The sequence below is a fragment of the Vibrio sp. A1-1 genome (assembly GCF_021728175.1).
Taxonomy (GTDB): Bacteria; Pseudomonadota; Gammaproteobacteria; order Enterobacterales; family Vibrionaceae; genus Vibrio; species Vibrio diabolicus.
Genome location: NZ_JAKKCL010000002.1, coordinates 246829 through 272243, shown reverse-complemented (window position 1 = coordinate 272243; position 25415 = coordinate 246829). Strand labels below are relative to the sequence as shown.

At 45.8% G+C, this 25415-nt stretch carries 23 protein-coding genes; 15 read left to right on the top strand and 8 right to left on the bottom strand.

The window, feature by feature from the left end; all coding sequences use genetic code 11:
• Positions 1–10: 10 nt before the first annotated feature.
• Complete coding sequence (gene elyC, locus L3V30_RS05290; RefSeq protein WP_199803836.1) at positions 11–796, bottom strand: envelope biogenesis factor ElyC; 786 nt, start codon at positions 794–796, stop codon at positions 11–13.
• Positions 797–910: 114 nt separating this feature from the next.
• Between elyC and cmoM the strand changes: the two genes are divergently transcribed.
• From cmoM to mukB, 4 genes are read left to right on the top strand one after another with little or no spacing between them, the layout of a single operon-like run.
• The gene (gene cmoM / locus L3V30_RS05285) at positions 911–1702 is read left to right on the top strand and encodes a tRNA uridine 5-oxyacetic acid(34) methyltransferase CmoM (protein WP_031780158.1); all 792 of its coding nucleotides are present in this window, start codon (positions 911–913) and stop codon (positions 1700–1702) included.
• Between the two features lie 2 nt (positions 1703–1704).
• On the top strand, positions 1705–3042 hold the full coding sequence (mukF, locus tag L3V30_RS05280) for a chromosome partition protein MukF (RefSeq protein WP_182032611.1): 1338 nt from the start codon (positions 1705–1707) through the stop codon (positions 3040–3042).
• Positions 3023–3748 carry a chromosome partition protein MukE gene (gene mukE / locus L3V30_RS05275; RefSeq protein WP_005390733.1) on the top strand — a complete coding sequence of 242 codons (726 nt, stop codon included), beginning with the start codon at positions 3023–3025 and terminating at the stop codon, positions 3746–3748. The genes mukF and mukE overlap by 20 nt, the downstream gene beginning before the upstream one ends.
• A gap of 2 nt (positions 3749–3750) precedes the next feature.
• Positions 3751–8214, top strand: coding sequence for a chromosome partition protein MukB (mukB, locus tag L3V30_RS05270; RefSeq protein ID WP_237308575.1), 4464 nt, complete (start codon positions 3751–3753; stop codon positions 8212–8214).
• Between the two features lie 142 nt (positions 8215–8356).
• Here the strand turns inward: mukB and L3V30_RS05265 are convergent, their stop codons facing one another.
• From L3V30_RS05265 to L3V30_RS05235, 7 genes are all read right to left on the bottom strand, one after another.
• On the bottom strand, positions 8357–8509 hold the full coding sequence (locus L3V30_RS05265; RefSeq protein WP_005390736.1) for a hypothetical protein: 153 nt from the start codon (positions 8507–8509) through the stop codon (positions 8357–8359).
• Positions 8510–8728: 219 nt separating this feature from the next.
• Positions 8729–9697 (bottom strand): alpha-L-glutamate ligase-like protein, encoded by a 969-nt coding sequence (locus L3V30_RS05260; protein WP_006742116.1) that lies wholly within the window; start codon positions 9695–9697, stop codon positions 8729–8731.
• 3 nt (positions 9698–9700) lie between these two features.
• Positions 9701–11206, bottom strand: coding sequence for an inactive transglutaminase family protein (locus L3V30_RS05255; protein WP_005390741.1), 1506 nt, complete (start codon positions 11204–11206; stop codon positions 9701–9703).
• An 11-nt stretch (positions 11207–11217) separates the two neighbouring features.
• The gene (locus L3V30_RS05250) at positions 11218–11964 is read right to left on the bottom strand and encodes an ATP-dependent zinc protease (protein WP_237308479.1); all 747 of its coding nucleotides are present in this window, start codon (positions 11962–11964) and stop codon (positions 11218–11220) included.
• 276 nt (positions 11965–12240) lie between these two features.
• The gene (gene cmoB, locus L3V30_RS05245) at positions 12241–13212 is read right to left on the bottom strand and encodes a tRNA 5-methoxyuridine(34)/uridine 5-oxyacetic acid(34) synthase CmoB (protein WP_237308478.1); all 972 of its coding nucleotides are present in this window, start codon (positions 13210–13212) and stop codon (positions 12241–12243) included.
• A gap of 85 nt (positions 13213–13297) precedes the next feature.
• Positions 13298–14035 carry a carboxy-S-adenosyl-L-methionine synthase CmoA gene (gene cmoA, locus L3V30_RS05240; protein ID WP_237308477.1) on the bottom strand — a complete coding sequence of 246 codons (738 nt, stop codon included), beginning with the start codon at positions 14033–14035 and terminating at the stop codon, positions 13298–13300.
• 92 nt (positions 14036–14127) lie between these two features.
• Positions 14128–14994, bottom strand: coding sequence for a DUF72 domain-containing protein (locus L3V30_RS05235; RefSeq protein ID WP_074191082.1), 867 nt, complete (start codon positions 14992–14994; stop codon positions 14128–14130).
• A 273-nt stretch (positions 14995–15267) separates the two neighbouring features.
• Between L3V30_RS05235 and aspS the strand changes: the two genes are divergently transcribed.
• The 11 genes from aspS (at position 15268) to tolQ (ending at position 25415) form a co-directional block, all read left to right on the top strand.
• Complete coding sequence (gene aspS / locus L3V30_RS05230; RefSeq protein ID WP_237308476.1) at positions 15268–17046, top strand: aspartate--tRNA ligase; 1779 nt, start codon at positions 15268–15270, stop codon at positions 17044–17046.
• A gap of 142 nt (positions 17047–17188) precedes the next feature.
• Entirely contained in the window at positions 17189–17935 is a 747-nt protein-coding gene (locus tag L3V30_RS05225; protein ID WP_048626191.1) for a YebC/PmpR family DNA-binding transcriptional regulator, read from the top strand.
• A gap of 91 nt (positions 17936–18026) precedes the next feature.
• Complete coding sequence (gene ruvC / locus L3V30_RS05220) at positions 18027–18548, top strand: crossover junction endodeoxyribonuclease RuvC (protein ID WP_012841980.1); 522 nt, start codon at positions 18027–18029, stop codon at positions 18546–18548.
• A gap of 67 nt (positions 18549–18615) precedes the next feature.
• Positions 18616–19227 carry a Holliday junction branch migration protein RuvA gene (ruvA, locus tag L3V30_RS05215; RefSeq protein WP_012841979.1) on the top strand — a complete coding sequence of 204 codons (612 nt, stop codon included), beginning with the start codon at positions 18616–18618 and terminating at the stop codon, positions 19225–19227.
• Between the two features lie 286 nt (positions 19228–19513).
• Entirely contained in the window at positions 19514–20518 is a 1005-nt protein-coding gene (ruvB, locus tag L3V30_RS05210) for a Holliday junction branch migration DNA helicase RuvB (RefSeq protein ID WP_164666256.1), read from the top strand.
• 461 nt (positions 20519–20979) lie between these two features.
• Entirely contained in the window at positions 20980–22566 is a 1587-nt protein-coding gene (cydA, locus tag L3V30_RS05205; RefSeq protein WP_012841977.1) for a cytochrome ubiquinol oxidase subunit I, read from the top strand.
• A 17-nt stretch (positions 22567–22583) separates the two neighbouring features.
• On the top strand, positions 22584–23720 hold the full coding sequence (gene cydB / locus L3V30_RS05200; protein ID WP_006742909.1) for a cytochrome d ubiquinol oxidase subunit II: 1137 nt from the start codon (positions 22584–22586) through the stop codon (positions 23718–23720).
• 12 nt (positions 23721–23732) lie between these two features.
• A complete protein-coding gene (cydX, locus tag L3V30_RS05195) occupies positions 23733–23840 on the top strand; it encodes a cytochrome bd-I oxidase subunit CydX (RefSeq protein WP_000270284.1) in 108 nt (35 codons plus the stop codon).
• Complete coding sequence (gene ybgE, locus L3V30_RS05190; protein ID WP_046874743.1) at positions 23833–24135, top strand: cyd operon protein YbgE; 303 nt, start codon at positions 23833–23835, stop codon at positions 24133–24135. Before cydX ends, ybgE begins: the two co-directional genes overlap by 8 nt.
• 172 nt (positions 24136–24307) lie before the next feature.
• The gene (gene ybgC, locus L3V30_RS05185) at positions 24308–24727 is read left to right on the top strand and encodes a tol-pal system-associated acyl-CoA thioesterase (protein ID WP_012841975.1); all 420 of its coding nucleotides are present in this window, start codon (positions 24308–24310) and stop codon (positions 24725–24727) included.
• The gene (tolQ, locus tag L3V30_RS05180; protein ID WP_005378301.1) at positions 24717–25415 is read left to right on the top strand and encodes a protein TolQ; all 699 of its coding nucleotides are present in this window, start codon (positions 24717–24719) and stop codon (positions 25413–25415) included. Before ybgC ends, tolQ begins: the two co-directional genes overlap by 11 nt.

The following is a 25415-nucleotide window of genomic DNA, read 5'->3' as shown; positions in this document are numbered from 1 at the left end:
CAAGATAGTACTACTTTGCTTCAACCATTGGTGTTTGGCCGACAGTATCACGCAACCTTTGCCAAATGCTGCCCAAGTACTCATGCCAATAAAGCTCTGTTTGTTCTAAGTAACGCGCTTTAGGTGAGTATTTATCCCAAGGTTGACTGATTTCGCTAATAGCTAAGAAGTTGGTCGGGGCTGGGATTGGTTTAATGCCTGCTGCGTTGAACTCATACAATGCACGGCTCATGTGGCTCGCAGAAGTGACTAACACAATCTCCTTTTGTTGAACGAATGCAGCCGCTTGACGCGCCTCTTCCCACGTATCTTTCGCATCTTCTAATAAAATGATATCGGATTTCGCGACTCCCAACGCAAGGGCAACGTTCGCCATCATTCTTGCGTGGCTAATTTCAGATCCGCCAGCATAGCCAGACAAAATTAATTTAGCACCTGGATACATTCTTAAAATACGAATGCCTTCAGTTAAGCGCATTAATGCTGCACGGCTTAACTGCGAGGTGGGTGGAATTTCGTCATCGATAACATGACCATTCCCTAAAACCATCACGTAGTCGATGGTGCCAGAAACTGGCAAAAAGGCTTTATGCTCTCGCTCTAATGGCATAAGAAGCTTGGTTGAAACAGGTTGGAAGGCAATAAGAAAAATGCCAACAAAAGAGAATAGAACAACGAAGCAGCCAGTTTTACGTTTTGTGGTAAAACTAATGAGAGCAAGACCCAACAAGCCTATCAGCAGCAATGCCGGAAGTGGCATAAGCAAGGCTGACACTACTTTTTTCAGCTCAAACATACATAAATAGTCCGAAAAAACATCAATTGATAATAAAAATGAGGGTACCCCTCTTTATTCCTGCTTTCCTTGTGCCAGAATAGCGGCACAATCCGTTATGATAACTCAGCAGAAGTGACAGAAGACCGCAATTTCGACGATATCGCCCACAAATTTGCAAAAAATATTTACGGCTCCGACAAAGGGGAGATCCGCCAAATCATTGTGTGGGAAGATTTTCTACAGATTCTAAGTGAATTAGATGCAGACCAGCAACCCCTAGAGGTGTTGGATGCTGGTGGTGGTTTGGCACAAATGTCGCAAAAGCTTGCTAAGCTCGGACATCGAATCGCTTTATGTGATCTATCTTCGGAAATGCTGCAGTTGGCTAAGCAGGATATTGAAAAAAACGGTTTGCTTGAGCAGTATCGCCTGATTCATTCGCCTGTCCAATCCATTGGTGAGCATATGGGTGAACAGGTGGATCTTGTTATGTTTCATGCCGTCATGGAGTGGTTGGTCGATCCTAAGGCCGCACTTGAAACGGTACTAGAACAAGTAAAACCGGGAGGCATTGCATCAGTGATGTTCTATAACCACCATGGTTTAGTCTATAAAAACGTGGTTTGTGGCAACATTCCTCATATATTAGACGGCATGCCCCACCGAAAAAGATTTAAACTACAGCCGCAAAAAGGCTTAAAACCTGAAGAAGTCTACCAATGGATAGAAGATTCAGGCTTTAGTATTTGTGGCAAATCTGGTATCCGCTCATTTAGTGATTACATAGGTAATATGCAATACATGGGCGATTACGAGTTTGAAGATGTGTTGGCGCTAGAAAAACAACTTTGTCGACAAGAGCCATACCTCTCATTAGGCCGCTACATTCATGTGTGGGCTAAAAAGAACGATAAACAGGAATAACAATGAGTGAGATGACTCTCAATGCTGCAGAGCAACCAATCGATGAGTTGGTTGGCTGGGTTAAGCAGCACGATTTCTCGTTGAACCTGACCACAGAGCGATTGGCATTCTTAATAGCCATTGCCGTACTGAGTAATGAAAGGTTCGATGAAGAATTGGGTGAAGGTGAATTGCATGATGCGTTTGCCATCGTCACTCGATTATTTGATGAGACTGGCGAAGCATCCGCTTTTCGTGCTAACAACGCCATCAACGAGATGGTAAAGCAGCGCCTTATTAGCCGTTTTGTCAGTGAGATTACTGATGGAGCGAGCATTTACCGCTTGTCGCCTTTAGCGATAGGAATTACCGATTACTACGTGCGTCATCGTGAGTTCTCGAAACTGCGCCTTTCTATTCAACTGTCTATGGTGGCAGATGAAATGGCGAAAGCGATTGAGGCAGCACAAAAAGGTGGCACACCGGGCCACTGGAAGAAAAACGTATACGGAGTTTTAAAATATTCTGTAGGCGAAATCTTCGATCAAATCGATCTTAACCAGCGTGTGATGGATGAGCAGCAGCAATCTGTAAAACAACAAATTGCCGACCTGCTAAATAAAGACTGGCGCGAAGCGATCAACAACTGTGAAGCGCTACTGTCAGAAACGTCGAGCACGTTGCGTGAACTTCAAGATACGCTGCAAGCCGCCAGTGATGAACTGCAAACTCAGATCCTAGATATTCAAGAAATTGTGTACGGCGATCCTGAGCTAGAGTTCATCGAAGAAGCGTTGTTTGGTCTGCAAATGAAGCTGGATCGAATCACAAGCTGGGGCCAGCAAGCGATCGACCTTTGGATTGGTTACGACCGACATGTGCACAAGTTCATCCGTACTGCAATTGATATGGATAAGAACCGTGCGTTTAGCTCGCGTCTACGTCAATCCGTCAAAGATTACTTCGATGCGCCTTGGTATCTGACTTATGCAGATGCGGAAAGGCTTTCTGACCTTCGTGATGAGGCCCTAGTCCTGCGTGATGACGAGGTAACGGGTCAAGTTCCGATGGAAGTAGAATACGAAGAGTTTCAACAAGTCAATGATGAGTTGTCTGAACGAATTGGTGACATGCTAAAAGCGCATAAAGATCAAGGCACACCAATCGACTTGAGCGTGGTACTGCGAGATTACCTTGCACTGCACCCTTACACTCATCATTTTGATTTAGCTCGCATTATCGTTGATCAAGCCGTACGTCTGGGGTATTCAGAATCGGATTACCAAGCGATTCAACCGGACTGGAAAGCGATCAACGAATTTGGGGCAAAGGTACAAGCGAATGTCATCGACCGATACTAATGAATACATGTCAGAGAATCTGGCAAAAGCAATCTCTAACCCTCTGTTCCCAGCGCTAGACAGCATGCTACGAGCAGGGCGTCATATCTCAAGTGAAGATCTGGATAACCACGCGTTGTTGTCGGATTTCGAACTTGAGCTTTCTTCTTTCTACCAGCGCTACAATACCGAATTGGTGAAAGCGCCAGAAGGTTTCTTCTACCTTCGTCCTCGTTCAACTTCTTTGATTGGCCGCAGTGTGCTTTCTGAGCTGGATATGCTGGTGGGTAAGGTACTGTGTTTCCTTTACCTAAGCCCAGAGCGTCTTGCGCACGAAGGCATCTTCACTAACCAAGAGTTGTACGACGAGCTACTTGCTCTGGCTGATGAAAACAAGCTGATGAAGCTAGTGACGAACCGTGCTACCGGTTCTGACCTTGATAAAGAAAAGCTGTTTGAAAAAGTACGTACGTCACTTCGTCGTCTACGTCGCCTAGGCATGATCATCAACATCGGTGAGACCGGTAAATTCAGCATCAGTGAAGCTGTATTCCGCTTTGGTGCCGATGTACGTATTGGCGATGATATGCGTGAAGCGCAGCTACGTCTGATCCGTGATGGTGAAGCGGTAGTGCACACCAAAGAGCCAAGCCAAGGCAGCCTATTGTCTGAAGAAGAACAAGACGACCAAGCCCAAGAAGAAACAACAGAAGAGGGTGAAGCATGAGCATGATTGAACGCGGTAAATACCAATCGCTGACCATGGTCAACTGGAACGGCTTCTTTGCCCGTACGTTTGACATCGATGGTCTGGTCACCACGCTATCAGGTGGTAACGGTGCAGGTAAATCAACCACAATGGCGGCATTCATCACCGCATTGATTCCTGACCAAACGCTACTGCACTTCCGTAACACAACCGAAGCGGGCAGCAGCCAATCGTCTCGCGATAAAGGTCTATACGGTAAGCTACAACCGGGGGCGTGTTATGCAGCGCTAGACGTGGTGAACTCACGTAACCAACGCCTACTTTTTGCCGTAAAACTGCAGCAAGTAGCGGGTCGTGATAAGAAAGTAGACATCAAACCGTTTGTGATCCAAGGTCTTCCAAGCCATGTGAAACCAACGGATATCTTGGTTGAAAGCGTATCTGCGACTCAAGCTCGTGTACGTCAAATCAACGAAGTAAAAGAATCGATCGCGGAATTTGAAGGCGTTCAGTTCAAAGCCTTCTCTTCTATCGTGGATTACCACGCACAAATGTTTGAATTCGGTGTAATTCCGAAGAAACTGCGCAACTCTGGTGACCGCTCTAAATTCTACCGTCTGATCGAAGCATCGCTTTACGGTGGTATTTCAAGTGCGATTACGCGCTCGCTACGTGACTACCTTCTGCCACAAAACGGTGGTGTGAAGAAAGCGTTCCAAGATATGGAATCGGCGCTGCGTGAAAACCGCATGACGCTAGAAGCGATCAAAACTACGCAAGCAGACCGTGACTTGTTCAAGCACTTGATTACAGAGTCGACCAACTACGTGGCAGCAGACTATATGCGCCATGCCAACGAGCGTCGTAAAAAACTAGAACAGACACTGTCTTTGCGTTCAGAGTTATTTGGTTCTCGCGAGACCTTGATTGAGCAAAACAACCTGCTTAACCGCGTTCAAGAAGAGCTGGAACTGCTGATCGAATCAGAATCTTCTTTAGAGCAAGACTATCAAGCAGCTTCGGATCACTTGCAACTGGTGCAAAACGCGCTGCGTCAGCAAGAGAAGATCGAACGCTACCAAGAAGATCTTGAAGAGCTGAGCGAGCGTCTTGAAGAACAAATGATGGTAGTGGAAGAAGCGCAAGAACGCGTGATGATGGCTGAAGAGCAAGCGACCGTTGCAGAAGAAGAGGTGGACAGCCTTAAGACGCAACTTGCTGATTACCAGCAAGCTCTTGACGTTCAGCAAACTCGCGCCCTTCAATATCAACAAGCCGTTCAAGCGCTGGAGAAAGCGAAGCAGCTACTTGGCGATGACAGCCTAACGGCGGAATCGGCTCAAGCGCTTGTCTCTGAGCTTAAGAGCAAAGAATCAGAAAGCACCAATGCGTTGCTATCGGTTAAGCACAAACTAGACATGTCTTCTGCAGCGGCAGAGCAGTTTGAAACCGCGCTTAAACTGGTACAAAGCATCGTTGGTCAAGTTGAGCGCAAAGAAGCCTCTGAGCACGCAAAATTGGCAATCGCTAAAGCTCGAGAGTCACAGCAAATTGCACAAAACGAACAGCAATGGCGAGCACAACACCGTGATCTCGAACGCAGCCTTAACCAGCAACGTCAAGCGCGTGAACTGGTTGCTGAATACAAAAAGCAATATCACGTCGAGCTAACCGATGAAGTTACGTTTGAACAAGAACGTGAACGTCATGCGATGCAAATCGAATCACTAGAGATAGCTCAAGAAGAAGTTCGTGATCAGCGTGGTGAACAGCGCCGCCTAGAGCAAAACGCGGCGGCAGAAATCAGTAAACTTGAAGCGATAGCGCCAGCTTGGATTGCGGCTAATGATGCGCTAGAGAAACTGAGAGAGCAGAGCGGGGCAGACCTTGAGGATCGCCATGCGGTAATGAACCACATGCAGGTTGTTCTTGAGCAAGAAAGGGAGCTGTCCTTAGCTAAAGATAAACTTGCTGAGCATCGCAGTCAGCTTGACACTGAGATTGAACGTCTTGCTTCCCCTGGTGGTTCAAACGACCCTCGCCTGAAAGGTTTGGCTGATACTTTAGGCGGTGTATTACTGTCTGAGATCTACGATGACATCACGATTGATGACGCGCCTTACTTCAGTGCGATGTACGGTCCGGCTCGTCACGCTATTGTTGTTTCTGACCTGTCAGGTATCGAAGAGAAACTGGTAGAGCTAGACGACTGTCCAGAAGACTTGTACATCATTGAAGGCGACATCGATGCCTTTGATGACAGCTCGTTCGATGCAGAAGAGCTAGAAGGCGCGGTTTGTGTTCGCATGAACGATCGCCAAATGCGTTACTCTCGCTTGCCTGAGATCCCATTGTTTGGTCGTGCAGCACGTGAGCAGCGTCTAGAGTTGCTGCGTAACGAACGAGAAGAAGTGGTAGAGAAACACGCAAAAGCGGCGTTTGATTCTCAGAAAATGCAGCGCTTATACCAAGCGTTTAACCAATTTGTGTCTAACCACATTCAGGTTGCTTTTGACGCCGATCCAGAACAAGCACTGGCAACCATTCGTGATAAGCGTAACCAAATCGCTCGCGTGCTGGCGGATCTGGATGCAAAAGAGCAGCAGCAACGCTCTCAGCTTCAAACTAGTAAGCAAGCACTGTCTTCTCTGGACAAGCTAGCATCACACATGGTGCTTGTTGAAGATGAATCATTGCAAGCGCGTTTTGATGAGCTAGAAGAGAAAATCGCTCAGCTTGCAGAGGCGAAAAACTTCTTAAACAATCATGCAAAAGCCGTCGCGCAACTAGAGAATATTGCGTCTGCGCTTGATGCTGACCCAGAGCAATTCGATGCACTAGAAGCAGAATACAAAGCAGCAGATGAACAGTTACAAGATCTTAAGAAGCAAATCTTTGCACTCTCGGATCTGGTTGAACGTCGTCACTACTTCGCTTACTCAGATTCAGTAGACCTACTGAACAAGAGCAGCGAACTGAGTGAGCAGCTAAAAGCGAAGTTGGTTCAAGCTGAACAGACTCGTACTCGTTCTCGTGAAGAGTTGAAGCAAGCACAAGGACAAATGAACCAATACAACCAAGTATTGGCGTCTTTGAAGAGTTCGCATCAAGCTAAGCAAGAAACCGTACAAGAGTTCAAACAAGAGCTGCAAGAGTATGGCGTAAATGCCGACGAAGGTGCGGAAGAGCGTGCAATGCGCCGTCGTGACGAGCTGCACGAACGCTTACATACTTCACGTAGTCGTAAGAGTGAATACGAGCGCACGATAACGTCGACCGAGCTTGAGATGAAAGGCTTAGCGAAACGTCTGAAGAAAGTACAGAAAGAATACGCAGAGCTGCGCAAATTTGTCGTTGCAGCGAAAGCGGGTTGGTGTTCAGTACTTCGCTTAGCGCGTGAAAACGATGTTGAGCGTCGTCTACACAAACGTGAACTGGCGTATATGTCGGCAGATGAATTGCGTTCCATGTCGGATAAATCATTGGGTGCGCTGCGTCTTGCTGTTGCAAACAATGATGACTTGCGTGATGCACTCCGTTTGTCTGAAGACAACGCTCGCCCAGAGCGTAAAGTTCTGTTCTACATTGCGGTTTACCAACACCTTCGTGAGCGTATTCGTCAGGACATCATCCGCACCGATGACCCAGTAGAAGCGATCGAAGAGATGGAAGTGGAACTGGCGCGTCTAACGGAAGAGCTAACGCAACGTGAAAACCGCCTAGCGATCAGCTCTGAGTCGGTAGCGAGCATCATCAAGAAGACGATTCAGCGTGAGCAAAACCGTATTCGTATGCTGAACCAAGGCTTGTCGAACATCTCGTTTGGTCAGGTGAAGGGCGTACGTCTAAACGTGAAGATCCGTGAAAGTCACGAAGTGCTACTGAACGGTCTAGCGACACAACAAGAGCAGCATAAAGACCTGTTTGAATCGACTCGCTTTACCTTCTCTGAAGCAATGGCGAAACTGTTCCAACGCGTGAACCCACACATCGATATGGGCCAACGTTCACCGCAAGTTCTGGGTGAAGAGCTACTGGATTACCGTAACTACCTAGAGCTAAGTGTAGAAGTGAACCGTGGTACAGACGGTTGGCTACAGGCCGAGTCTGGCGCGCTATCAACAGGTGAAGCGATCGGTACTGGTCAGTCAATCCTACTGATGGTAGTGCAAAGCTGGGAAGAAGAGTCTCGTCGTCTGCGCAGCAAAGACATTGTGCCTTGTCGTTTGCTCTTCTTGGATGAAGCAGCGCGTCTGGATGCGAAATCGATCGCGACATTGTTCGAATTGTGTGACCGTCTGGATATGCAACTTCTTATCGCGGCACCAGAAAACATCAGCCCAGAGAAAGGGACTACCTACAAGTTGGTGCGTAAGGTGTTTAAAGACCATGAGCACGTACACGTAGTTGGTCTACGTGGTTTTGGTCAAACGGATAAGCCTAAGACCGAAGCGCAAGAGATGATCGAAGAGTTTGAATCGTAAACTCTGAATCTAGCAAAACGCCCGCAATGAACGCGGGCGTTTTTGTATTTGTTAGCGGGAGGCTTCAAAGCGTATAAAATAAGCCGAGACTGTAGGACGACAGTCTCGGCTTATTAATAGAACTTAGCGGGGAGGCTAAGTTTTATTCCTCTGAAATATCGTCTCTGATATCGATCATTTCAGCAAGCTCTTCAAGTGCTTGGACAGAAAGCTCAGACAAGCGTTGTAAATGCTGGTCTAAGCTCTCTTGTTCTTCAAGCTCTGGTTCATCGTTATCTGTTTCTTTTGTTAGCATTTCTCAACCTCTCAAGTTGAGTAAGGGGAGACCTCATCATACTCAAAAGTTAAAGGAGAAAAGAAACGATCTATGTTGATTCTGTTAGCTCGATCATTGATTCAAGTTATAGGTGAGATGGGTTTGTTTAATAAGATTAGTAGGTAGACGGTTTTGGAAACGGATATAAAAACGCCAGCAATCCGAACAATTACTGGCGAATGGTATTGCGATTGGCGATTAGAACTGTGGTTTTACCCCAAACTGCTCTGCTGCGTAGGCGACACGTTCAATCGGCTTTGGGTACTCGGCAGGTGTGCCGAGGCTCTCTATGTGTTTCAAACGAGGAAGCAAGCCTGCACCATTAGCGATTTGGATTGCCAAGCCAGGACGAGCGTTGAGCTCTAAAACCATAGGTCCTTCCTCTTTATCTAGCACCATATCCGTACCCATGTATCCCAACCCTGTCATCTCCCACGCACTAGACGCAAGCTCAAGCAAGCGCTCCCAGTGCGGGACTTGGAGGGTAGAAAGGTCTTTGCCTGTATCCGGATGGTGGGTGACTGGATGGTCGAATTGCACCGCTCGGATTGCTTTACCTGTGGCGATATCAATGCCCACGCCCACAGCGCCTTGGTGAAGGTTTGCTTTACCGTCCGACGCCGCCGTAGAACAGCGCATCATTGCCATAACAGGGTAGCCTTTAAATACGATGATTCGAACATCAGGCACGCCTTCATAACTGAAGCCATCGAAACAATCATCAAATTTAATCAGGTTCTCAACGACTGCGACGTCGTTTTTACCACCAAGAGAGAAAAGGCCTGCAAGCGCATTACTGATATGACGTTCAACTTCGTCCTTACCAATTGTAGAGCCGGAAGGTTTGGTATAGACCCCATCTTTATGCGAGGTAATAACCAAAATACCCTTACCACCACTACCTTGAGCGGGCTTGATGACAAAACCAGGCCAATCTTGCACCATTCTATGGATTGTCTTTACTTCTGCTTGGTTATGAATAACGCCGATCAGGGCAGGGACTGTCGCCCCTGCTGCCTGCGCAATGATTTTAGTCTTGAGCTTGTCATCAACTAATGGGTACTTAGAACGATCATTGTAACGGCCGATATAACTGTGGTTACGTTTGTTCATCCCCATAATGCCTTTATGGCGAAGCTTAGCTGGCGAAGTAAAACTTTCGAACATCGTTTAGTCCTCCGCTAGTGGTTTGAAACGACGTAACTCAGTTAGACGGTAACCTGTGTAAGTACCTAGCAATAGAATACCGGCCAGAACAATCAACTGTAGACCAATGAAATTAAAGGTTAGGTGCTGAATGTATGAGTTCGTCATCGCTAAGTAAACCAATACTGCGGTGAGCAGTGAGCCCCCACCTTGCAGAGCGACTTCTTTCGCGCCTTCTTCTTCCCATAGGATAGACATACGTTCAATTGTCCATGACAAGATGATCATCGGGAAGAACGTAATTGTTAAGCCTTCCGTTAAGCCCATCTTAAATGCGACTACTGTGAACACCGAAATGATCATAATAACGGTAATAATGACCGCTGATATCCGTGCTACAAGCAGTAAGTTCAACCTCGATAAGTAACTTCGAATAATCAAGCCTGTGCCAACGATCAGTAAGAAACCGACAATACCCGTTAATAGCTGGGTTTGAACAAACGCAACAGCAATCAGTACTGGCATGAAAGTACCGGATGTTTTTAGACCGATAATCACACGCAAGAACACCACGATAAGGGCACCGATAGGGATCAGCATGATGGTCTTAAACATCGCTTGTTCTTCAAGAGGCAAGCTATGAATTGAAATATTCAGCAGCCCATCAGCTTCTATCTTGTTGTTCGTCGCTTGCTGTGGAGTCATTTCTTGTTTGATCATTGAGAAATGAACTTGGCTATTTTTACCACCAACAAGATCAAGCAGGGATACATTCGACTCATCCCAAACTAATAAGTTTGGTTTCACGGCTTTCTGTTCGGAATTTGGTGAGAACAGTACCCAATCTTTACCTGACCAAACCTGAACCATTGGTTGAATGGTTTGGCGTCGACGTCCATCTTCTAGTTCGATAACACCGACGGTTTTGCTCTGTATACCTGCGGTAAGCAAAATATTATGTAGTGCATCAGTACGGCTGAAGTCATTCAGTAGTAGCGATGAATTTTGACTGTCTGGGTCATTAAGCGCTTTGATGAGCTCACGAGTGAAGGTCACATTGTCGGCAGAGCGACTCATCGCACGCTCAACAAGGGCATTTGCCGCCGCGGCTTGTGGCGCTGATAGTGTTGGTGGCGTAATGTCTTCCGTTGGCGGTAGAGGCGTAACTTTAGCCTGAGGGTCCACTAAGAACTGCGCTTTGTAGTAAATGGTTTGAGGACCTTTGGCCTGACGAATTGACCACTCGGCACGACGTCCAGAATCAGAATTAATGTAGGAAACGCCATAACCAGAAGAGGAAGCGGATTCACCGATAAGCGTATAACCACTTTGTGTATGAGGTGCTGCGAGTGAAGCTTTGACTTCATTGCCGTTAGCATTGAACTCAATACGTGCCTCTACATCCCATACCTGACGAGTTTCGCCTGGTGTCCAAGGCACGCCGTAGTTTTCATGTCTGAAAACACTCAAAGCAATGCCCGCAATCACCAATAAGATGATTGAAAGGTAAAACGGTATTTTTGACGTCATAATCTACCTTATTATTTTTTATCTTCGTCCGTTTGGATATAGGTACGACTTACATCGACAAGTGCGATGTCGCGCATAAATTCTCTACCCAGTAAAATAGGATGGTTCATATGCGAGCGATCTGCCAACGTAAATTGCGCTTTTTCATGAATTTTTCCAACGCACACCCAAAGTTCGACTACAGCGCGACGTTCTAGTTCTTCACTGGTAACTTGGCGAATTTTTACGTAACGAATGACTGGCGCTTCGATCCAAGTATTTTTTTCTTCTTCAGATTTACTGGTATCTGCCAGGTGGAATCGAACCCAGTTTTTGCCGTTTCTTTCGAACTCTTCAATATCAACTGCATTTAAAGATGAGGTTGCGGCACCGGTGTCGACACGTGCATCAAAAGTCTGCTTAATGGAGTCGATAGTGACCTTTTCAATTGAGCCAAGGACAATATCATGAGTTGGTGTTGGTTCCACAGGAGCAGGAGATTGGACAATAATCGGCTCTTTTGGCTTTTTCACTTCTGCCATTGCTTCATCACGAAATGTCAGAAGTTCAACCTGTAGTTTATCGACTTGTTCTTCAAGGCTGTCGATATAGTCCGATTGGTTGCTGAGCTGAAGCTCTAAGTTAGTAATGCGATTATTGACATTCGCTTCTGAAGTTTGAATAGCCGCTAACGTTTCTTGGTGGTACTGTTCGCCTTTGGTTAGTGAGCATCCAGATAGTAAGGCGATGGCAACAATCGGGGTCAATCGTAATAACATTGAAAACCTTGGGATTGGATTAAGTTGTTTATTTTTTAGGAGTTTAGCTCATATCGATAAAGCCTCACAAGTAAGAATGTTTCTCTATTACTTATTGTTTGAGGAATAGTGATGAAAAGCTAAAAATCAAGGACATAAAAGCGCATCCTTATTTAGAGCGTGCTTATGTTTTGATGTAACAAATGGACTCGAAAAACAAACACGCTCAGTACGAGGAAAGAGGGTAATGTCTTAACTCGTAAAATGAGTTAAGACAATGTCAGGAATCTCAGCGAATTATGGTTTGCGAGCGACAAGAACCGCGCGGCGAGGGGCAGGGTAACCTTCTACAGTCTTGCTTGGGTCGTTCGGATCTAGATAGTCTGGTAGAGAGTTATGCGTCATCCAATCTGTGGTACGTTGCTCATCAACCGAAGTGACGCTTTCATCAACGATGCGCACATCTTCAAATCCTACCAACTCTAACCACACTTTCAGCGCTTTTGCTGAAGGGAAGAAATAGACATTACGCATTTGTGCGTAACGAGAAGTTGGAACCAACACTGCATTCTCATCACCTTCAATCACTAGTGTTTCTAGTACGAGTTCACCATCAGACACTAATTGATCTTTTAGCTGCACCAAGTGATCCAGTGGAGAGCGACGGTGGTAAAGTACGCCCATGCTGAATACCGTGTCGAACGCTTCTAACTTAGGTAGTTGTTCAATACCCAACGGCAGTAGGTGCGCACGTTGGTCATCGCCCATTAGTTTACGAATTGCTTCGAACTGAATTAGGAACAGGTGAGATGGATCGATACCGACGGTTAAGCGTGCACCTTCACCCAGCATGCGCCACATGTGGTAGCCGTTACCACAACCAACATCGAGTACGCTGCGGTTCTTTAATGGAGAAATATGCGGAAGCACACGGTCCCATTTCCAGTCACTGCGCCACTCAGTATCAATATGAATGCCGTGTACGTGGTATGGCCCTTTGCGCCATGGGTGGAATGTACGAAGTAAGTTCTCTAATTTCTTCAGCTCACCTTCATGGAAAGGAGTGTCGTTGCTGATGGTCACTGAATTCTTGATGTCAATTTGATCCGGTGAGCCTTCTGGAATCTTGTTCAGTGCTTTCAACCAGCGCCCAAAGTCACCGTGCTCTGCATTTTGCCAATCCGTTAGCTGTTGTGGTAGCACATTGAGCCAAGGTTGAAGACGTGTGTCTTGGGCAATCAATTGGTAGAAGTTTGCAAAGTTAAACATAGTTAGTTAATCGCTGAGTTGGTGGTATTAAAATTATTAAATAACAGCCTAAAGTGGCGTGATTCAGGGCCTTTGTATGCACGGTTTATTTAATTGCGAACATAGAGCCAAAGTTAAAGCATTGGAACCAAACATCGTAGCTAGAAAAGCCAATTTTAGCGAAACGCTCTTTATGCTCTTTCTTTGAATCTGGGCGCATTACGTTTTCTATCGCGCTGCGCTTTTGGCTGATTTCTAGTTCGCTATAACCATTTGCACGTTTAAAGTCGTGGTGAAGGTCAATTAACAGCTCGTTTGACACTTCATCTTCGAAGACGAATTTCTCCGACAAAATCAAAATTCCGCCTGGACGTAGACCCGCGTAGATTCGTTCAAGCAGGGCGTAACGATCGTCTGGAGAAAGAAATTGCAGAGTAAAGTTCAGTACGACAATCGATGCGTTTTCAATATCGATATTACGGATATCCGCTTCAACCACATCTACAGGAGTATCGCTTCGGTACGCGTTTACATGTAATTTGCAACGCTCAACCATCGCAGGTGAATTGTCGACCGCAATGATCTTACAGCCTTCTTGTTTGATATGACGACGCATAGACAGCGTAGCAGCACCCAAAGAGCAACCTAGGTCGTAGATGTTTGAGTGAGGTTTTACAAAACGCTCTGCCAGCATACCAATTGCAGAAATAATGTTGCTGTAACCCGGCACCGATCGTTGAATCATGTCAGGAAATACTTCCGCTACGCGTTCATCGAACGTGAAATCCCCAATTTTATCGATTGGAGCCGAAAAAATAGTATCTGGATTGCTCTTAGGGTTCATAACCAAGTCTCTGCATACAAGCCGCCTGAAAACGTCAGGCACCCAAAAGGCGCGTATTTTATGGGAATTTCACGCCTCTGTCATGTGTTGCGTTAGAACATCTGCAACTGCGAGTTGCCATCGTTAGCCGGGAAAGATGCCAAGTCAGGAAGTGTTATACGCTTTTGTATGTCTTTATACAGATTGGCTGCCAACTCCGGCGCAATTATATTGTCCGCAGTATGGATCATGACATACGGCTGTTTACCTTCTGCAATCCATTGCGGCAACTTGCTGAGCCATGGTGTAAAAAACTCGTAATTTTGCTGTTCTTCTGGATGACCAATAAAGCGAATCAAAGGGTGTGAAGCGGTAGCAATGGCGTGGACTGGTACTCTTGGTTTTTTCATTTGCGCATCAATGATCGCTTCATTGTCTGGCTTAGCGGCAAAGACAGGGCGGCTATCCATAATAATGCGGTCAATGTTATTTTCTACTAACCATTGGTTAAGCGCTCGCTCTTCTTCACCTTTGGAGAAAAATGCCATATGACGAACCTCAACACCAAGAGGGAAGTTAGGTGGAAAGCTCGCACAGAACTTTTTCAGTCGATCAAGGTGCTCAGGACCAAATGCGGCTGGCAATTGAATTGTCCATTGCCCCACACGGTCATGCAACGGCTCCATGACTTTCATGAAGTCTCTCAGCTGTTCGCTGCAACCTCTTAGCATTTGCTCATGAGTGATGGCTTTAGGAAGTTTGAAAGTAAAGCGAAAATCATCGTGGGTTGCTGCTCTCCAGTTTTGCACCGTGTTGAGCGTCGGCGTGGCATAAAATGTCGTGTTGCCTTCCACGGTATGGAACACCTGTGCATACTTTTCTAAACGTTCAGCGGGCTTTGTCCCGCTGCCGTAAAAGCTTTGTTGCCATTGATTGTGCGACCACATCGTCAATCCAAGTCGAAGAGGTAAGTTATCCATTATTCTTTACTGCTTGCTACTCGTGTGAATACTTTACGAGAGTTTTGCTGAAATAGGTAATTTCACGCTATAATCCCCACCAATTTTTTCGCTTTGGTGCGCTTTTGAACATTTGTTGTACTAAAAAGCACCAGTGAATGATAAAACACACGTAATTGTATGTTGAGTAGTCGATTTTCGTGGACATTCAGCGTATAACTGAACCTTTACTCTGCTTGGCAATGAGGCTGACAGAGCGTAGTTAACAACATTTGAGAGATTGGGAATTTCATTATGCGTACCCATTACTGTGGTCACCTGAACAAGTCCCTTGCAGGACAAACTGTAGAACTTTGCGGCTGGGTTAACCGTCGTCGTGATTTAGGCGGTCTTATTTTTATTGATATGCGAGATCGCGAAGGTATCGTTCAGGTAGTTGTTGATCCAGATATGGCGGATGCGTATGAAGTGGCTAACACACTTCGTAATGAATTCTGTATCAAACTAACGGGTGAAGTACGCGTTCGTCCAGAAAGCCAAGCAAACAAAGACATGGCAACAGGTGAAGTTGAGATCCTTGCGAAAGGTCTTGAAATCATCAACCGCAGTGACGTTTTGCCTCTAGACTTCAACCAAAAGAACTCTGAAGAGCAACGTCTGAAGTACCGTTACTTAGATCTACGTCGTCCTGAAATGAGCGATCGCATCAAGCTACGTGCTAAAGCGTCTAGCTTTGTTCGTCGTTTCCTAGATGACAACGGCTTCCTAGATATCGAAACACCAGTACTAACGAAAGCGACACCAGAAGGTGCGCGTGACTACCTAGTACCTAGCCGTGTTCACAAAGGCAGCTTCTACGCGCTTCCTCAGTCTCCACAGCTATTCAAACAGCTTCTAATGATGTCTGGTTTTGACCGTTACTACCAAATCGTTAAGTGTTTCCGTGATGAAGACTTACGTGCTGACCGTCAACCAGAATTCACTCAGATCGATATCGAAACGTCATTCATGACGGCTGACCAAGTACGTGAAGTGACGGAAAACATGGTTCGCGATATGTGGCAAGAGCTACTAAACGTAGACCTAGGTCAGTTCCCAGTAATGCCATTCAGCGAAGCGATTCGCCGTTTCGGTTCTGACAAGCCAGACCTACGTAACCCACTAGAGCTAGTAGACGTTGCTGACCTAGTGAAAGACGTTGAGTTCAAAGTATTCTCTGGCCCAGCAAACGACGAGAAAGGCCGCGTTGCCGTTATTCGCGTTCCAGGTGGTGCCTCTTTGACTCGTAAGCAAATTGATGGCTACGGTGAATTCGTTGGTATCTACGGTGCGAAAGGTCTAGCTTGGATGAAGGTTAACGACCGTGCAGCAGGCATGGAAGGTATCCAATCTCCAGTAGCTAAATTCCTAAACGAAGACGTGATCAACGGCATCCTAGATCGCACTCAAGCGGAATCTGGTGACATCATCCTATTTGGCGCTGATAAAGCGGGTATCGTTGCAGAAGCTATGGGCGCACTGCGTCTGAAGCTAGGTAAAGACCTAGAGCTAACTGACGAATCTGCATGGGCTCCATTATGGGTGGTTGACTTCCCAATGTTCGAAGAAGATGACGAAGGCAACCTACACGCGATGCACCACCCATTCACATCGCCTCTAGGTGTGACTGCGGAAGAGCTAAAAGCGAACCCAGCTGCGGCAAACTCTAACGCTTATGATATGGTTCTAAATGGCTACGAAGTTGGCGGCGGTTCTGTTCGTATCCACAACGCAGATATGCAAGAAGCCGTATTTGATATTCTAGGCATCACACCTGAAGAGCAACAGCTTAAGTTCGGCTTCCTGCTTGATGCACTGAAATTCGGTACGCCTCCACACGCTGGTCTTGCATTCGGTCTTGACCGTCTAGTGATGCTGCTATGTGGTACTGAGAACATCCGTGATGTTATTGCATTCCCGAAAACAACAGCAGCGGCGTGTCTACTAACAGACGCACCAAGCATTGCGAACCCAGCAGCGCTAGAAGAGCTAGCAATCGCAGTGACTGCAGCGAAAGAAAAAGACGCAGAATAAGCGCACAACATTTGAAGAAAACTCCCGCAACTGCGGGAGTTTTTGTTTAAATAAACCCAAGAAACTTCCAAAGCAATTTCCCAAGCAACGCTTTTTAGCTCATGTTTGCTATTAAGCGTCAAAATACATTAAAAGGTGAATTATGGCAGGTCATAGTAAATGGGCGAATATTCGTCACCGTAAAGCAGCGCAAGATGCGAAGCGCGGCAAAATCTTTACCAAATTAATCCGTGAAATCGTTGTTGCGGCAAAAGAGGGAGGCGGTGAGCCAGAAAATAACCCACGTTTGCGAGCTGCAATTGATAAAGCGTTGTCTAACAACATGACGCGTGACACTGTCAACCGCGCTGTCAGCCGAGGTGCTGGCGGTGAAGGCGACGACAATATGGAAACCGTAATCTATGAAGGTTATGGTCCAGGTGGCACTGCGGTCATGGTCGAATGTATGACGGATAACCGAAATCGCACAGTATCTGGCGTACGCCATGCGTTCTCGAAGTCAGGAGGCAATCTGGGTACGGATGGTAGTGTAAACTATCTTTTCGACAAGAAAGGCGTGATCTCATACGCCCCAGGTTTAGATGAAGATGCGGTGATGGAAGTGGCGTTAGAAAGTGGCGCTGATGACATCGAAACATCAGAAGATGGCTCGATTGATGTTTACACCGCGCCAAGCGATTTTGGACTCGTAAAAGATGCCCTTGATGCTGCAGGTTTTGAGGCGGAGAACGCCGAAGTGTCGCTTATCCCTTCAACGAAAGCAGAACTGGATGTGGGCACTGCGCCAAAACTGCTTCGTTTGATTGACGCTTTAGAAGATCTGGACGATGTTCAGGAGGTTTATCACAACGGTGACATCTCTGACGACGTTGCAGCCTCTCTAGAGTAAACTCAATGTGCAGTGAGCGGTATTCGCTCCGAAATTAGAAAGTAATAATAAGAAATTGAGGCTGCATTCGGCCTCATTTTTAGGAACATTCATGTCAATTATTTTGGGCATTGACCCAGGTTCACGCATTACCGGTTATGGGGTCATTCGTCAAAATGGACGCCATTTGCAATACCTTGGTAGTGGCTGTATTCGTACTTCAGAAAAAGAACTTCCGGGCCGTCTTAAGCAGATTTACGCTGGCGTCACGGAAATCATTACTCAGTTTCAACCGGACGTATTTGCGATTGAACAAGTGTTTATGGCTAAAAATGCGGATTCAGCATTAAAGCTTGGCCAGGCTCGTGGCAGCGCAATTGTTGCTGCGGTGAATGCAGAGTTGCCGGTATACGAATACGCCGCGCGTCTTATTAAGCAAGCTGTAGTCGGTACTGGTGGTGCGGACAAAGCGCAAGTTCAGCATATGGTTCAGCAGATGCTTAAACTGCCCGCCAAGCCTCAAGCGGATGCAGCCGATGCTTTAGGTGTGGCGATTTGTCATGCCAATACGAACAAAACTCTCGTTGCCTTAGCGGGCAAAGCAACCAGTGCCAGAAAAGGGCGCTACCGATAAAATTAACTGGATGTCTATCCAGTTCTTTATTATCCTGTCGCAAATTCATTTCCAAAGAGTATTTATAGTGATTGGACGTCTTCGTGGCACACTGATTGAAAAACAACCACCTGAAGTATTAATTGAAGTTAATGGCATTGGTTATGAAGTCCAGATGCCAATGAGCTGTTTTTACGAGCTGCCAAATGTTGGCGAAGAAGCCATTATTTATACTCACTTTGTCGTCCGTGAAGATGCACAATTGCTATACGGTTTCAACACAGTAAAAGAACGAGCACTTTTCCGTGAAGTGATCAAAGCCAATGGCGTTGGTCCTAAACTCGGTCTTGGTATTCTCTCTGGTATGACAGCAACGCAATTTGTTACTTGTGTGGAACATGAAGACGTTTCTACGCTGGTTAAGCTTCCAGGCGTTGGCAAGAAAACCGCAGAGCGATTGGTTGTTGAAATGAAAGACCGCTTGAAAGGGTGGGGCGCTGGCGATCTATTTACACCATTTACGGATGCTGCTCCTGCGGATTCTGGTGCGACATCCAACAACGCGGAAGAAGAGGCAATTAGCGCGCTTCTAGCTTTGGGTTACAAGCCGACTCAAGCGTCGAAAGTGGTGTCTCAGATCGCTAAACCGGACATGAGCAGTGAGCAAATGATCCGTGAAGCTCTAAAATCAATGGTGTAACGCTGGTTTCACAGTGAGCATTTGTTCAAGATAACTCATTCTCTAAGGTTAACGCCAATCGCTTAACGATGTTTTTTGTGTCATTCCAGCGAGCCTAGCGAGACTGGGAATCTAATAGCAGCACGCTGAGCGGTTAATGAAACAATTTGACCATAAACCGCTAGGATAGAAGATCCTGTATCACGCTCCTTCGTCGCTGTACAGGATGACGAGATACAGAAATATGCCACTTGCTGTTAAACGAGCGGCATTATTCTCTCAGGTAACCATTTTTCAAGGTAAAAAGATGATTGAAGCCGATCGTTTAATCGCGCCAGAAAACCCTGCCTTTCGTGATGAAGATGTCATTGACCGTGCTATTCGACCAAAGAAGTTGGCGGATTACCAAGGTCAGGACCACGTTCGTGACCAAATGGAGATCTTCATCAAAGCTGCTCAGTTACGTAGTGAAGCTCTTGATCACCTGTTAATTTTTGGCCCTCCGGGTTTGGGTAAAACCACGCTAGCAAATATTGTCGCCAACGAGATGGAAGTAAACATCCGTACTACTTCAGGGCCAGTTCTTGAAAAAGCAGGCGATTTAGCAGCGTTACTAACCAACCTAGAAGAAAATGACGTTCTATTTATTGATGAAATTCACCGCTTAAGCCCAATGGTTGAAGAGGTCCTGTATCCTGCGATGGAAGATTATCAACTGGATATTATGATCGGTGAAGGTCCGGCCGCTCGTTCTATTAAGATCGATTTGCCGCCGTTTACTTTGATTGGTGCAACGACCCGAGCAGGCTCTTTAACGTCACCATTACGAGACCGTTTTGGTATTACTCAGCGTCTTGAGTTTTATAAGATAAAAGACCTACAAGATATTGTGCAGCGCAGCGCGGATTGTTTAGGTTTGTCAATGGAACCTGAAGGTGCATTGGAAGTGGCAAGACGTGCACGTGGCACACCACGTATTGCTAACCGCCTACTACGTCGTGTTCGCGATTATGCGGAAGTGAAAGGAAATGGTCACATTTGTGCAAAGGTTGCCGACAAAGCGCTGAATATGCTTGATGTGGACGCCGAAGGTTTCGATTATATGGACCGCAAACTGCTACTCGCAATTATGGAGAAATTTGGTGGTGGTCCGGTCGGACTCGATAACATGGCGGCAGCGATAGGTGAAGAAAAGGATACTATCGAAGACGTTCTTGAGCCTTATCTTATTCAGCAAGGTTATTTACAACGCACTCCACGTGGAAGAATCGCGACAGATCGTGCGTATTTGCATTTCGGAATTGAAAAATAAGATTCCCGCGCTGGGCCTTTGCTGCCCAGCGCTTCATTAAAGTTGACCAAACTCACATTTTTTGAATTTCTTCTCATACCAGTTTAGTAAGTAAAAAGCATTGATTGTTAACTCTATGTTTGCTCGCAACTGGTTAATTTCTCTCCTGATTACTCTCTCTTAACATCCGTATCTAATACTGGTTGATCTGGATCAATGTGATGGATTTTTGTGCAAATTCCGCGCATAAACATTGATGTATATCAAAGCGCATTCCGGCTATAAACCTTTTGAAACAATCTGTTTTTACAAGTAATATTAGCCCTAGCTATATTAGCTGATGCTTAACAATTAACTAACCAATGAAGCACATTTTTGCAACAATGAGTTGTGATAATTCAACATTTTTCAAGTGTAAATAACACTTGAATATGGATTGCAATATGTAGAGAGTGTCATTCAGCCGACACATAGGAGTTACCATGATTGACGTAGTTGATCTATCGCGGTTGCAGTTTGCACTGACAGCGATGTATCACTTCCTATTCGTACCATTGACCCTTGGTATGGCCTTCCTTCTGGCCATTATGGAATCGATGTACGTAATGACGAACAAGCAAATCTACAAGGACATGACCAAGTTCTGGGGTAAGCTATTCGGTATTAACTTTGCACTTGGTGTGGCGACAGGCCTTACCATGGAATTCCAGTTTGGTACGAACTGGTCTTACTACTCCCACTATGTAGGTGACATCTTCGGTGCGCCGCTAGCGATCGAAGCCCTTGTCGCATTCTTCCTGGAGTCAACTTTTGTTGGTCTATTCTTCTTCGGGTGGGATCGTCTATCTAAACGTCAACACTTAGCGGTTACTTGGCTTGTGGCGCTGGGCTCTAACTTCTCTGCACTTTGGATTCTTATCGCAAACGGCTGGATGCAAAACCCAGTAGGCGCGGACTTCAACTTCGAAACCATGCGAATGGAAATGGTGAGCTTCTCTGAAGTTGTACTAAACCCAGTTGCTCAGGTTAAGTTCGTGCATACGGTTGCTTCTGGTTACACTTGTGGCGCAATGTTTATTCTAGGCATCAGTTCATACTACCTATTAAAAGGTCGTGACATTGCGTTTGCTCGTCGTTCGTTTGCTATCGCTGCTTCTTTCGGTATTGCGGCTATCTTATCTACCATCGTTCTTGGCGATGAATCTGGCTACGAGCTTGGTGAAGTTCAAAAAGTGAAGCTTGCTGCAATTGAAGCAGAATGGCACACAGAGCCAGCTCCAGCAGCGTTTACGTTATTTGGTGTTCCTAACCAAGAAACCATGCACACCGATTACGCAATCAAGATCCCTTACGTAATGGGTATCATCGCGACACGTTCTTTTGATGAGCAAGTAACAGGTCTTCGTGACCTACGTGATGAGCACGTCGATCGTATTCGTGACGGTATGTACGCTTATGAACTTCTTGAGAAGCTTCGTGCGGGTGATAAATCAGAAGAAAATATGACTGCGTTTGATGAAGTGAAGGGTGACCTAGGTTACGGTCTACTTCTAAAACGCTACACAGACAATGTTGTTGATGCGACAGAAGAGCAAATCCAAGCTGCTGCAGATGACTCAATCCCAACAGTATGGCCGCTATTCTGGTCATTCCGTATCATGGTTGCTTGTGGTTTCATCATGCTATTCGTTTTCGGTGCGGCGTTTATTCAAACGTGTCGTCAGAAGATCGAACAAAAACAATGGATTCTTAAAGCTGCACTATTCAGCATCCCACTACCGTGGATTGCGATTGAAGCGGGTTGGTTCGTCGCTGAGTACGGTCGTCAGCCTTGGGCTGTAGGTGAAATTTTACCAGTGCATGTTGCAGCTTCTGCACTAACTGCTGGCGAAATCTGGACTTCACTATTCGCAATTCTGGCGCTATACACGGTATTCCTGGTTGCAGAAGTTTACCTAATGTTGAAATTCGCTCGTAAAGGCCCAAGTAGCCTGAAAACGGGTCGCTACCACTTCGAGCAAAATGCTGACTCTGTTGAAGACAAAGTTAGTCGCCAAGTAGAAGCGTAAGGTAAGGAGATAACAAGATGTTTGATTACGAAATCTTGCGACTCATCTGGTGGGTACTAATCGGTGTTCTACTAGTTGGTTTTGCAGTAACAGACGGTTTCGATATGGGTGTAGGCGCGCTTGTACCTATTATCGGTAAAAACGACACGCAACGTCGCGTCATGATTAACTCAATTGCCCCTCACTGGGATGGTAACCAAGTTTGGCTTATCACTGCTGGTGGTGCACTGTTCGCAGCTTGGCCTTTGGTTTACGCAACGTCATTTTCAGGCTTCTACTTAGCGATGATTTTGACACTAGCAGCGCTATGGCTTCGTCCTCTGGGCCTAGACTACCGCTCTAAAATTGAAGATCCAAAATGGCGCAATACCTGGGATATCTGTATCTCAATCAGTGGTTTTGTTCCACCAATCATCTTTGGTGTAGCGTTTGGCAACCTACTACAGGGTGTACCATTCCAATTGAGTGAGTTCTTGATGCCAACATACCATGGCTCATTCTTTGGTCTTCTAAACCCATTTGCACTGCTGTGTGGCCTAGTTAGCTTGTTCATGATTTTGATGCAAGGTTCGACTTGGCTACAAATGAAAACAACGGGCGAAGTGCATGTGCGTGCTCGCAACGTTGCTCAGTTGGCAGGTTTACTGACGGTTGCAGCGTTTGTAGCGGCTGGTTTCTGGATCCAAAATATCGATGGTTACGTCATTGTTGGCGGTATCGACACTAATGCAGCTTCTAACCCTCTAAACAAAGAGGTAATCCGTGAAGCTGGTGCGTGGATGAAGAATTTTGAAAACTACCCACTACTATGGGCTGCTCCTGTACTAGGTGTTGCAATGCCGCTTCTTGCCGTATTGGCATCTCGTCTTGAAAAATGTGCGATTTCGTTCATTACTTCAAGTCTGGGTGTTGCTGGCGTTATCTTTACTGCAGGCTTTGCGATGTTCCCATTCATCATGCCTTCAGACTTAATGCCAAGCCACAGCTTAACAATGTGGGATGCAACGTCATCTGAACTGACTCTGAACCTAATGACAGGCGTTGCGTTTGTTATGGTACCAATCATCCTTGGTTACACGTCTTGGACTTACTACAAGATGTTTGGTCGCCTTGATGATCAGTACATTGAAGACAACAAAAACTCACTTTACTAAGGAGCATTTACTATGTGGTATTTCGCATGGATTCTAGGTGTACTACTTGCTTGTGCATTCGGTATCATCAACGCTCTTTGGTTAGAGCACTCAGAAATGATGGATAAAGACAGTGAGTAATCTCGCTGATAAGGTAGCGCAACTTCACGCTCCGATGGATAAGACTCTGTTAAGAGTCTTATCTCTCATCCTTGGCTTTATGCATGTAGGATTGGTGATGTGGGATCCTGAAGCTTACCATCAAGCAATTGGTGGTTTTAACTCAATCATCGCACCAGCACTGATTTGGTCTGTATGCTCAAGCATGGTTTACGGTGTGGGCTTCAAACCGAGAAACTGGTACTGGCAAGTTTTGTTTAGTCCCTACTTTTCGTTAGCTATCTTAATTTATTTAACGGCACTTTATTTCTTTTAGGCTGAAATACGCTGTAATAAAGTCGGTTACTAAATCATCGAATAAAAGCTAGGTATTTCGCCTAGCTTTTATTTTTTCTACAAATTTCAAAAATATTCCCTTAGCTCGGTACCAATTGCTGTCGCTTCAGTTATAGTAATTACTTTAAAGAATTGAATATATTGGGACTCCCTTGCAAGGCACATCAAATCTCTTTCGCTGGCCGATCACCGTTTACTATGAAGACACCGATGCGGGCGGCGTTGTATATCATTCTAATTATCTAAAATTCTTTGAGCGCGCGCGGACAGAAATGTTACGTGCCAAAGGCATTTCTCAACATGTGTTACTGGAACAAAATATCGGCTTTGTTGTCCGACACATGGATATTGATTTCAACCAAGGGGCAAGGCTGGACGAGCATTTGACAGTATTAACCCGAGTGTCAGAAATAAAACGTGCTTCCCTGCAATTCTGTCAAGAGTTGGTCAATGATCAAGGCAAGATATTGTGCAAGGCCTCTGTTAAGGTAGCATGTATCGATAATAAGAAAATGAAACCAATAGCTATTCCAACCTTTATAAATTCGGAGCTAACAAATAGTGACTGCTGATATTTCCATTTTAGATCTCTTTCTTCAGGCCAGTCTGTTGGTAAAGCTTGTGATGCTGACGTTGCTTGGTATGTCAATTGTGTCATGGGCAATGATCATCAAGCGCAGCAAAGTGCTTTCTCAAGCCTCAAAGAATGCAGAGCAGTTTGAAGACAAATTCTGGTCGGGTACTGATCTTTCTCAGCTTTACCAAAAAGTAAAAGCGCGTAAAGACGAAATTGAAGGCACAGAAGAAATTTTTTACGCAGGTTTCACGGAGTTTGCTCGTCTACGTAAGAGCAACGCAAACTCACCAGCGTACATCATGGAAGGCACTGGCCGCGCAATGCGCGTTGCTGTCTCTCGTGAAGTTGATGAACTAGAAACAAGCTTACCGTTCTTAGCGACAGTCGGTTCTATCAGTCCTTACATCGGCCTATTTGGTACCGTTTGGGGCATCATGCACGCTTTTATTGCGTTGGGTGAAGTAAAACAAGCTACGTTGTCTATGGTTGCACCGGGTATCGCCGAGGCATTGATCGCGACAGCGATGGGTCTATTTGCGGCTATTCCGGCTGTAATGGCCTACAACCGCCTAAGCAATAAAGTGAGCAAACTAGAGCACACTTACGCAACATTCTCTGAAGAATTCCACAGCATCCTTCATCGTCAAGCGATGGCTGGCCGAGACAGCGCGGATAAGGAATAA